This is a genomic window from Stenotrophomonas sp. P5_B8 (genome assembly GCF_054049855.1).
The window spans coordinates 1-1350 of record NZ_JBFULO010000674.1; the positions used below are offsets into that span (position 1 = coordinate 1).

Genomic DNA, 1350 nt, shown 5'->3' on the forward strand with positions numbered 1-1350 from the left:
AGGTGTGGCCGGCCGCCTGCAGCTGGGCGACGGTCTCTTCCACCTTGCCGTCCTTGTACAGCGAGCTTTCCAGGAAGTAGATGTCGAAATCCACTCCGAACGCGGCCAGGTCCTGGTTCTGCTCGTTGCGCAGGTAGGCCACCGCAAAGCGGCGGATGCCATCGAGGTTGTCCGGGTCGCGCTCGCCCACCACCGCGTGGCCTTCCAGCTCCACCGTGGCGCCGGCCAGGTAGGCGTTGGCCACGTCCTGGATGTAATCACCGCGGTAGCCCGCTTCCGGCCAGCCGGCGTCATCGGGCTTGAGCCCCTTGGCGCGCGCCTGGGTGGACAGCGCCAGGTTCTCGATCTGCACGCCGGCGTCGTTGTAGTAGAACTCGCGCTTGGCGTTCCAGCCGTTCACATCCAGCAGGCGTGCCAGGCAGTCGCCGATGGCGGCGGCGCGGCCATGGCCCACGTGCAGCGGACCGGTCGGGTTGGCCGACACATACTCCACGCCCACGGTACGGCCGTTGCCGCTCAGGTTGCGGCCGTAATCGGCGCCTTCCTTGAGCACGCTGGCCGCTTCGCGCTGGTAGGCGCTGGGGGCGAGGTGGAAATTGATGAAGCCTGGGCCGGCGATCTCAACGCGCAGCACGTCATTGCTCTTGGGCAGCGCATCCAGCAGCGCCTGGGCCAGGGCGCGCGGGTTGCTGCGCGCCGGCTTGGCCAGCAGCATCGCGGCATTGGTGGCGAAATCGCCGTGCTCACGGGTCTTCGGGCGTTCGACCACGAATTCCGGGGTCAGGGTATCGGCCGGCAGAGTGCCGTTGGCGCGCAAGGCTTCGATGCCTTGGCTGATCAGGGCGCGGAGGAGATTTTTCACAAGGCCTGCTTTGGGACTGGAGCGGCGGAATCGGCAATTTTAGCCTAGATGGCGGGCCGATCCATTGAACGGGAGTGGGGCAGGGGGCTTGAGGGGCCTTGGGGCCGCTTTCGGGGCTCCGGACAGGGGTATTTGGGCTGACTGGGACGTTCAGCCCCGAAAGGAGAGGGTGGGTTCGAGCCAGCCTCGTTCAGCCATGGAGACGGGGGTGCCTTCGCCTACTACTACGTGGTCCAGAAGGCGGACTCCTACCAAAGGCAGGGCTTTTTCCAGATGACGGGTGATATCGCGGTCGGCAGCGGACGGTTCGGCGCTGCCAGAAGGGTGGTTGTGACCGATGATCACGGCTGCCGCGTTATGGAACAGGGCGCGGCGTGCCACTTCGCGCGGGTAGACCGCCGCCGCATCGATCGTGCCGTTGAAGAGTTCCTCGAACGCCAGCATGTGGTTGCGGGTGTTCAAGAACATGACGGCGAAGACCTCATGGG

2 protein-coding genes are annotated in these 1350 nt (G+C 65.9%); both read right to left on the minus strand.

The annotated features are described in order from the left end of the window. Positions 1-862 (minus strand): arginine--tRNA ligase domain-containing protein (gene argS, locus ACXJKH_RS20575; RefSeq protein ID WP_457322158.1); only part of this gene is annotated, 862 nt, incomplete at its 3' end. Positions 863-1012: 150 nt separating this feature from the next. Further along, positions 1013-1350 (minus strand): JAB domain-containing protein (locus ACXJKH_RS20580; protein ID WP_457322160.1); only part of this gene is annotated, 338 nt, incomplete at its 5' end.